Below are 8,874 nucleotides of genomic sequence, written 5' to 3'. Positions count from 1 at the left end.
GGCATCTCGCCCCGCGAGGCGCTCGCCATGGACCCGCAGCAGCGGCTGCTGCTGGAGGCGTCGTGGGAGGCCTTCGAGCGGGCCGGGATCGACCCGGCCGGCCTGAAAGGCAGCCGCACCGGGGTCTTCGCCGGCGCCATCCACCAGGACTACGCCGGACAGGCCCCCGCCGACAAGGTCGAAGGACATTTCCTCAGCGGTACGTCCACCAGCGTGGTCTCCGGCCGCATCGCCTACGCCTTCGGGTTCGAGGGCCCCACCCTGACCGTCGACACCGCCTGCTCCTCGTCGCTCGTCGCCCTCCACCTGGCCGCGCAGGCGCTGCGCGGCGGCGAGTGCGCCCTGGCCCTGGCCGGCGGCGTGACGGTGATGTCCGGCCCGGGCATCTTCACCGAGTTCTCCCGCCAGCGAGGCCTCGCACCCGACGCGCGGGTCAAGGCGTTCTCCCAGGGCGCGGACGGCACCGCCTGGTCCGAGGGCGTCGGCGTGCTGCTGCTGGAACGGCTCAGCGACGCCCGCCGCCACGGCCACCCGATCCTCGCGGTCGTGCGCGGCTCGGCGGTCAACTCCGACGGCGCCTCCAACGGCCTGACCGCCCCCAGCGGCCCGTCCCAGCAGCGGGTGATCCGCCAGGCCCTGTCGAGCGCCGGCCTGCGACCGTCCGACGTGGACGCCGTCGAGGCGCACGGCACCGGCACGGCGCTGGGCGACCCGATCGAGGCCCAGGCGCTGCTGGCCGCCTACGGGCAGGAGCGCGACCGTCCGCTGTGGCTCGGCTCGGTGAAGTCGAACATCGGTCACACCCAGGCGGCGGCCGGCGTGGCCGGGATCATCAAGATGGTCGAGGCGATGCGCCACGGCGAGCTGCCGCGGACGCTGCACGTGAGCGCGCCGACGTCCCACGTGGACTGGGCCTCGGGCGCCGTCGAGCTGCTGACCTCCCCGCGCCCCTGGGAGGCGGCCGGCCGGCCGCTGCGGGCCGGCGTCTCCGCCTTCGGCGCGAGCGGCACCAACGCGCACGTGATCCTGGAGTCCGTACCCGCCGCCGACCGTGCCTCGTCCCCGTCCTCCGGCCCGGTGCCGCTGGTGGTGTCGGCCCGCTCGGTGTCCGCGCTGCGGCAGGCGGGGGCCCGGCTGGCCGAGCGGCTCTCCGAGGACCCGTCGCTCGGCCTGTCCGACGCGGCGTTCTCGTTGGCCTCCGGCCGGGCGGCGCTGGAGCACCGGGCGGTGGTCGTGGCGGCGGATCGTGCGGAGGCGCTGGCGGGCCTGGCGGCGCTGGCCGCGGGCGAGCCGGCGGCGAACCTGCTCGAAGGCTTTGCCGGTGAGCCGCGGCGAGCGGTGTTCGTCTTCCCGGGTCAGGGTTCGCAGTGGGTCGGGATGGCGTCCGAGCTGTTGGCCGACTCTCCGGTGTTCGCGGAGTGTGAGCGGGCTCTGGCTCCGTTGGTGGATTGGTCGTTGCGGGAGGCGTTGACCGACCCGGAGCTGCTGGAGCGGGTCGACGTAGTGCAGCCCGTCTTGTGGGCGGTCATGGTCTCCCTGGCCGCGGTGTGGGAGTCGCATGGCGTGATCCCGGCGGCGGTGATTGGTCATTCGCAGGGTGAGATCGCGGCGGCGGTGGTCGCGGGTGGTCTGTCCATTGTGGATGGGGCGCGGGTGGTGGTGCTGCGGTCGAAGGCGTTGCGGGCGATTGCTGGTCGCGGTGGGATGGTGTCGGTTGCGGCGCCGGTGGAGCGGGTGCGTGAGCTGATCGATGACCGGATCTCGATCGCGGCGGTCAACGGTCCGTCGGCGACGGTGGTGGCCGGTCCGGTTGAGGCGCTGGAGGAGTTCATGGCCTCCTGCGGCGAGGAGATTCGGGTGCGCCGGATCCCGGTGGATTATGCGTCGCATACGCCGCAGGTTGAGGAGTTGCGTGAGCAGATTTTGGCTGATCTTGACGGTCTGATGCCGGTGTCTGGGCGGGTGCCGTTCATATCTGCGGTGACGGGTGATGTGCTGGATATGTCGCTTTTGGATGGGACGTATTGGTACACGAATCTTCGGCAGCCGGTGCGGTTTGACGATGCTGTGAACACTGCGCGTGGCCTCGGGCTGGACGGGTTTGTTGAGTGCAGTGCGCATCCGGTTCTCGCGCTCGGGGTGGGGACGTTGCGGCGCGACGATGGCGGGTTGCGGCGGCTTGTGACCTCGCTGGGCGAGGCTTGGGCGCAGGGGATCGGGGTTGACTTCGGGCCGCTGGTGGACGGTGGACGGCGGGTGGAGCTGCCGACGTATGCCTTCCAGCATGAGCGGTTCTGGCTGGGCGCGGAGCCGGGGGCGGCCGACGTCGCCGCGGCCGGGTTGCAGGCGGCGGGGCATCCGCTGCTGGGCGCGGCGGTTCGGCTGGCGCAGGCGGATGCGTATCTGTTGACGGGGCGGGTTTCGCTGGGTGTGCAGCCGTGGTTGGCCGATCATGCGGTGGGCGGGACGGTGTTGTTGCCGGGTGCGGCGTTTGTGGAGTTGGCGTTGCGGGCGGGGCGTGAGTGTGGGTGCCCGGTTGTGGAGGAGTTGACGATTCAGGCGCCGTTGGTGCTGGGTGGGGATGTTGCGGTACGGGTGCAGGTTTGGGTTTCTGAGCCGGATGTGGGTGGGCGTCGTGCGGTGACCGTCCACTCGCGACCGGACGACGGCACCGAGTGGACCGCGCACGCGAGCGGCACCCTCGCCGCCGAGGCGTCCGGCGGCGCCCGCGAGGATCTCGCCGCGTGGCCGCCGGCCGGGGCGCAACCGTTGGCGCTGGACGGCTTCTATCCCGCCCTGGCCGCCGCCGGGTACGGCTACGGCCCGACGTTCCAGGGGCTGCGGGCCGCCTGGCGGGACGGCGACGAGCTCTACGCCGAGGTCGCGCTGCCCGGGGACGCGGAGGAGTTCGGCCTGCACCCGGCGCTGCTCGACGCGGCCGTGCACGTCGTCGGGCTGGCGGACCTGGACCGGCTGCAGGAGCAGGCCCGGCTGCCGTTCGAGTGGCGCGGGGTCGAGCTGGCCGCGACCGGCGCCATGGCGCTGCGGGTGCGGATCTCGCCCGGCGGCGCGGACACGTACGCGGTCACGGCCGCCGACGCCACCGGCCGGTTCGTGGCCAGGGTGGGCGGCCTCGTGCTGCGGCCGGTGTCGCTGGCGAAGCTGCGGCCCGCGAGCCCGCTCTACGAGCTGGCCTGGTCCGCACCGCCCGAGCCCGCGGCGGACCGGGTGAGCGACGTGACCATCGTCGAGGTCGGGGACCCCGGCGCGGACGTGCCGGCGGCCGCGCACCGCGTCCTGACCGAGGCCCTGGGCCTGGTGCGGCAGTGGCTGGGGGAGGAGCGTCCGGCCTCGGCCCGGCTCGCGCTGGTCACCCGCTCGGCGGTGGCGGTCGGCGACGAGGACGCGCCCGGGCTCGCCGCGTCGACGGTCTGGGGCCTGGTGAAGTCGGCCCAGGCGGAGCAGCCGGGCCGGCTCGTGCTGCTCGACGCCGACGACAGCGCGACCCCGGAGACGATCCGGCGGGCGGTCACCTCCGGCGAGCCGCAGATGGCGATCCGGCAGGGGCAGGTCCTCGTCCCGCGGCTGGCGCCGGCCCGCGGCCTGATCCCGCCGGCCGAGGGGCCGTGGCGGCTGGACACGCGCGGCGGTGGCACCCTCGAGGACCTCGCGCTCGTCCCGGCGCCGGAGTCGCAGGCGCCGCTGGAGCCGGGGCAGGTGCGGGTGGCGGTACGGGCCGCCGGGCTGAACTTCCGCGACGTGCTGGTCGGCCTCGGCATGGTGCCGGGCCAGATCGGCATGGGCAGCGAGGCGGCCGGCGTCGTGACCGAGGCGGCGGCGGACGTCACCGCGCTGTGCGTCGGCGACCGGGTGACCGGCCTGGTCTTCAACGCCTTCGCGCCGACCGTCGTGGTCGACCACCGCACGCTGGTGCGGGTCCCGGACGACTGGTCGTTCGAGCGGGCCGCGTCCGTGCCCATCTGTTACCTGACCGCCTGGTACGGGCTGGCCGATCTCGGCGGTCTTCGGGCGGGTGAGCGGGTGTTGATTCACGCGGGTGCGGGTGGTGTGGGTATGGCGGCGATCCAGTTGGCTCGTCGTTGGGGTGCGGAGGTCTTTGCCACGGCGAGTCCGGTCAAGTGGGACACGCTGCGTGGGCTTGGCCTGGACGACGACCACATCGCCTCCTCCCGGGACTTGGACTTCGCGTCGAAGTTTCCGGCGATGGACGTGGTCCTCAACTCGCTTGCGGGTGAGTTCGTTGACGCGTCGTTCGGTCTGTTGGCCGAGGGTGGGCGGTTCCTGGAGATGGGCAAGACCGACATCCGGGCCACCGGCACTCCGGCTGGGTATCGGGCCTTCGACCTGCTGGAGGCCGGGCCCGAGCGGATCGGGGCGATGCTTGCCGACATCGTGGCGCTGTTCGAGCCCTCGCTGCCGGTGTCAACGTTCGACATTCGGCGGGCGGGGGAGGCGTTCCGGTACATGCGGCAGGCGCGGCATGTCGGGAAGATCGTGTTGCGGATGCCCGAGCCGGTCTGGCCTACCGATGGAACGGTTCTGGTGACGGGTGGGACGGGGACGCTCGGTGCGTTGGTTGCCCGGCATCTCGTGCGCGTGCACGGGGTGCGGGATCTGTTGCTGGTGAGCCGTTCGGGTATGGATGCGCCCGGTGCTGAGGAGCTTGCCGCTGAGTTGGGGGCTCGGGTCGTCGCGTGCGATCTGGCCGATCGGGCGGCCGTCGAGCGGCTGCTGGTGTCGGAGTCGGTCCGGGCGGTGGTGCACACGGCCGGGGTGGTCGACGACGGGGTGGTGGAGTCGTTGACCCCGGAGCGGTTGGACGCGGTGTTGCGGCCGAAGGTGGACGCGGCGTGGAACCTGCACGAGTTGACCGGTGATCTGACCGCGTTTGTGTTGTTCTCGTCGGCGGCCGGGGTGTTCGGTAGTCCGGGGCAGGGCAACTATGCGGCGGCGAACACCTTCCTGGATGCGCTCGCGGCGCATCGGCGGGCGCTCGGCCTGCCGGCGCATTCGCTGGCGTGGGGGCAGTGGGCGCGTGCCAGCGGGCTCACCGGGCGACTCGACGAACGCGACCTGGCCCGGCTTTCCCGCAGCGGCATCGTGCCGCTCGCCGACGACGAGGCCCTCGCGCTCCTCGACGCCGCGACCGGCAGCGATCGGGCCGCCCTCGCCCCGGTCAGGATCGACCTTGCCGCGCTGCGCGAGCAGGCGGCCCACGGCGCGCTGCCGGCCACCCTGACCGCGTTGGCCGGTCCGCCCGGGCGGCGACCGGCCGCGGCCCGCAACGACGCGCCCGGCCCCGACGGGGCCCTCGCCGCCCGGCTCGCCGGCGTGCCCGAGGCCGACCGACCCGGCGTGGTCGTCGACCTGGTCCGCGCGCAGGTCGCCACGGTGCTCGGCCACGCCGGGCCGGAAACGGTCCAGCCCAACCGCGGCTTCGTCGACCTCGGCTTCGACTCGCTCACCGCGGTCGAGCTGCGCAACCGGCTCACCGCCGCGACCGGATTCCGGCTCCCGGCCACGCTGGTCTTCGACTACCCGGACTCGACCTCCCTCGCCGGCTTCCTGCTGGCCCAGCTCGGCGACGCGGCGCCCGCCCCGGCGACCGACCCGGTGCTCGGCGAGCTCGAGCGGCTGGAACGGGTGCTGGCCGCACACGCGCCCGGGCGCGACGGGCGGCTCGCGATCGCCAACCGGCTCAAGGCGCTGCTGTGGTCCGTCGAGGCCGCCGACGCCGAGCCCGCGCAGGACGCCACCGAGCTCACCGACGCCACCGACGACGAGATGTTCGACCTCATCGAGAAGGAACTCGGGCTGAAGTGACTACGCCGAATGAGGAGAAGCTGCGGGAGTACCTCAAACTCGTCACCGCCGACCTGCGCACCACCCGCGAACGGCTCGGCGCGGTGGAGGCCCGCGCCCGGGAACCGATCGCGATCGTCGGCCTGGCCTGCCGGTACCCCGGCGGCGTGACCTCCCCCGACGAGCTGTGGGAGCTGCTGGCCGCCGGCCGGGACGCCATCGGCCCGTTCCCGGCCGACCGCGGCTGGGACCTCGACGGGCTCTACGACCCCGACCCGGACCGGCCCGGCCGCTCCTACGTGCGCGAGGGCGGCTTCGTCGACGGCCTGGCCGACTTCGACGCCGACTTCTTCGGCATCTCGCCCCGCGAGGCGCTCGCCATGGACCCGCAGCAGCGGCTGGCGCTGCAGGCGTCGTGGGAGGCGTTCGAGCGGGCCGGGATCGACCCGCAATCCCTGCGCGGCAGCCGCACCGGCGTGTTCGTCGGCGCCACCCAGCCCGACTACCTCGACGGCGGGCGGGCCCCGCAGGAGGTCGAGGGGTACGTCCTGACCGGCAACGTCGCCAGCGTCACCTCGGGCCGGGTCGCCTACACCCTCGGCCTGGAGGGCCCGGCGCTGACCGTCGACACCGCCTGCTCCTCCTCCCTCGTGGCGCTGCACCTGGCCGTGCGGGCGCTGCGCAACGAAGAGTGCGACCTGGCCCTGGCCGGCGGGGTCACCGCGATGCCGACGCCGTGGCTGTTCGTCGAGTTCAGCCGGCAGCGCGGGCTGGCGCCGGACGGGCGCTGCAAGTCCTTCGCCGAGGGCGCCGACGGCACCGCCTGGGCCGAGGGCATCGGGATGCTGGTCGTCGAGCGGCTCGCCGACGCCCGGCGCCACGGCCACCACGTGCTCGCCGTGGTGCGCGGCTCGGCCGTGAACTCCGACGGCGCCAGCAGCGGCCTCACCACCCCGAACGGCCCGTCGCAGCAGCGGGTCATCCGGGCCGCGCTCGCCGACGCCGGGCTCTCCGGCCGGGAGGTCGACGCCGTCGAGGCGCACGGCACCGGCACCGCCCTCGGGGACCCCATCGAGGCCCAGGCGGTCATCGCGACGTACGGGCAGGACCGCCCTTCCCCCTTGTGGCTCGGCTCCGTCAAGTCGAACCTGGGCCACACCGGCGCCGCGGCGGGCGTCGCCGGCGTCATCAAGATGGTGCTGGCGCTGCGCCACGGCGTCCTGCCCCGGTCGCTGCACATCGACGCCCCGACGCCCGACGTGGACTGGTCCGCCGGGGCCGTCGAGCTGCTGGCCGAATCCCGGCCGTGGCCCGCCGCCGACCGTCCGCGCCGGGCCGGTGTCTCCTCCTTCGGCATCTCCGGCACGAACGCCCACGTGATCCTGGAGCAGGCCCCGTCGTGGGACGCGCCGGCCCCCGCGCAGGCGCTGCCGGTCGTGCCGCTGCCGGTCTCGGCCCGTACGGAGCGCGCGTTGTCCGCGCAGGTCGACCGCCTCCAGGCGTCCCTCTCCGACGACGTGCCCCTGGCCGACGTGGCCTGGACTCTAGCCAGAGGCCGGGCGGAGCTGGAGCACCGCGCAGTCCTCCTTGACGGCACCGTGATCAAGGATGTCATCCGACCTGGTCGCCTGGGTTTCGTGTTCGGTGGCCAGGGCGCCCAGCGCCTTGGCATGGGTCGGGAGTTGATCGAGGCGTTCCCGGTCTTCGCGCAGGCGTGGTCGCAGGTGTGTGCGGAGTTGGATCCGTTGTTGCCGGAGGTGGTGTTCGGCGGCGATGAGGAGCGGTTGGCGAATACCTTCTACGCGCAGTGCGGCATTTTCGCGTTCGAGGTGGCGATGTTCCGGCTTCTCGAGTCGTGGGGCGTCCGGCCGGATGTGGTTGGCGGCCATTCGATCGGTGAGATCGCGGCGGCGCATGTGGCGGGGATTCTGTCGCTGCAGGATGCGTGTGCGTTGGTGTCGGCGCGTGGTCGGTTGATGGCTGCGTTGCCGCCGGGTGGGGTGATGGTTGCGGTTGCGGCGTCGGAGGAAACGGTGGCGCCGTTGCTGGACGGCGACGTGGGTCTCGCGGCGGTGAATGGTCCCGAGGCCGTGGTGCTGTCGGGGACTGCCGAGGCTGTCGATCGGGTTGTGGCGCAGTTGGAGGTGCGGTCGCGGAGGCTGCGGGTTTCGCATGCGTTTCATTCGGTGTTGATGGAGCCGATGCTGCCCGGGTTTGCCGAGGTGGTTTCCACGCTGACGTTTTCTCAGCCGCAGATTCCCGTGGTGTCGCAGGAGTGGACCTCACCCGAGTATTGGGTGCGGCATGTGCGGGAGACGGTGCGGTTTGCCGACAGTGTGGCGGCGATGGGGGCGGTCACGTTCCTGGAAGTGAGTCCTACGCCGGTGCTGACGCCCGTGGTTGAGGACTGCATTGCCGTGGTTCGTAAGGGGGTTGCGGAGCCGCTCGGGGTGGTCGAGGCGGCCGCGCGGCTTTGGGTGCGCGGGGTTGCCGTCGAGTGGCCCGTTGGCGAGGGGCGTCTGGTGGACCTGCCGACGTATCCGTTCCAGGGGGAGCGGTACTGGCTGGATCCCGCGCCGGCCCGCGCCCTCCCGCGGACGGCCGAGGCCGGGCACCGGATCGCCTGGGCACCGCTGGACCTCCCGCCGGACGCCGCGCCCGGCGCCTGGCTCGTGCTGCTCCCGGCCGGCGTGGACCATGGCCTGGACGTCACCGGCCCCGGCCTGCGCGCGCTGGTCGTCGACCCGGCCGGCCTCGACCGGGAGGCGCTGGCCGCCCGGCTGCGCGAGGACGGCCCCTTCGCCGGCGTACTGTCGCTGCTCACCCTCGACCCGTCGGCGGGACTGCGGGCGACCCTGGCCGCCGCCCGGGCCCTGGCCGAGGCGGGGCCGGCCGCGCCGCTGTGGTGCGTGACCCGGGGCGCCGTGCGCGTCGACGAGTCCGATGCGGCGCCCGACCCGGGATGAGCTCGAGCAACAGATGATGCAGCCGGCTCACCGCGTCGGTCCGGGCGCGCCCCAGCGTGTCGCGACGGTCGACGAGCAGCTTCAG

2 protein-coding genes are annotated in these 8,874 nt (G+C 73.5%); both read left to right on the top strand.

Features of this window, described 5'->3' with window-relative positions:
- The first annotated feature begins 3 nt into the window (after positions 1-3).
- Positions 4-5,844 carry an SDR family NAD(P)-dependent oxidoreductase gene (locus AB0M46_RS50130; RefSeq protein ID WP_363348630.1) on the top strand — a complete coding sequence of 1,947 codons (5,841 nt, stop codon included), beginning with the start codon at positions 4-6 and terminating at the stop codon, positions 5,842-5,844.
- Positions 5,841-8,789 carry a beta-ketoacyl synthase N-terminal-like domain-containing protein gene (locus tag AB0M46_RS50125; protein ID WP_363348628.1) on the top strand — a complete coding sequence of 983 codons (2,949 nt, stop codon included), beginning with the start codon at positions 5,841-5,843 and terminating at the stop codon, positions 8,787-8,789. Before AB0M46_RS50130 ends, AB0M46_RS50125 begins: the two co-directional genes overlap by 4 nt.
- The last annotated feature ends 85 nt before the right edge of the window (positions 8,790-8,874 follow it).

This window comes from Dactylosporangium sp. NPDC051485, assembly GCF_040682015.1.
Lineage (GTDB): Bacteria > Actinomycetota > Actinomycetes > Mycobacteriales > Micromonosporaceae > Dactylosporangium.
This window is presented reverse-complemented; position numbering and strand designations above follow the sequence as displayed.